This window comes from Acinetobacter sp. GN11 (assembly GCF_054823985.1).
On record NZ_JRVL01000262.1, the window covers coordinates 1 to 976 of the forward strand.

Annotated in this window: 1 protein-coding gene; it reads left to right on the forward strand. The window is 34.1% G+C overall.

Annotated elements, in window-relative coordinates:
* Window positions 1–200: 200 nt before the first annotated feature.
* The coding region (locus tag NL42_RS17780) for a LysR substrate-binding domain-containing protein (protein ID WP_461313763.1) at window positions 201–976 on the forward strand (776 nt) is incomplete at its 3' end.

Consider the following 976-nt stretch of genomic DNA (forward strand, 5'->3'; position numbering starts at 1 on the left):
ATGAAAGTCTTTTATTCTCTTAAACTCTTTTCTATGTCAGAATTATTAAATACTTACTTTTATCGTTTGGCTTTGCCATCCTTCCATCGCATTTTTGCAGGTACTCCCATGTTTTATATATTTCATTCATCTATTCAGCTATTTATTCAGCTTCCCAAGCAGACAAATTAAGGACATAACTATAAAAAGGGAATGCAAAAATGAACTTAGAAGTACGTTGGGTAGAAGACCTTTTGACACTTGAACGAGAGCGTTCTATTTCAAAAGCAGCCGAAAAACGATTTATTAGCCAATCTGCTTTTACGCGTAGAATTCAGCAAATAGAAGAGATGATTGGAGCTGAAGTTATTATTAGAAATAATAAAAATAATATTGAATTTACAGACATCGGGCGAATTATGCTGGTCATGTCTAAAAATATTGAGAAGCAGGTAGAAGAAACAGCTAAGCTGATTAAAAACATCAAAAATGAAACCGAATCTACGATTCGTTTTTGTGTAGTCCACTCATTAGCATCTGGTTTTTTAACGACTTTTTTGAAAAAATTCCCAACGTTTATGCGTGATTTAAAAATCGAAATTGTCGCAACGAACAGTGGTGAGGGCTTATCTCTTTTAAAAGAAGGTGCCTGCGATTTTATGATTTGTTATGCAGATCGATCTAATATTAATCGTGTTGGCGATGATATTTTAAGTGGCATCAAGATTGCTGAAACAGAGATTGTTCCTGTGTCAGCTACTGAAGCCGACCATACACCTAAGCATACAATTCAAACTAATTTTTCTTTACTTGCTTATAGTAAACATGCTTATTTGCGAAAATTAGTAGATCAGCTGATTGAAGGTAAATTGATTTATAAAACCTTATACGAGACTGATAATGCAACGAATTTGAAAGAGCTTGTATTACAAGGTCTAGGTGTGGCATGGATTCCAAAAATTAATGTTGAGGAAGATCTTGCGAACGGAAAACTGGT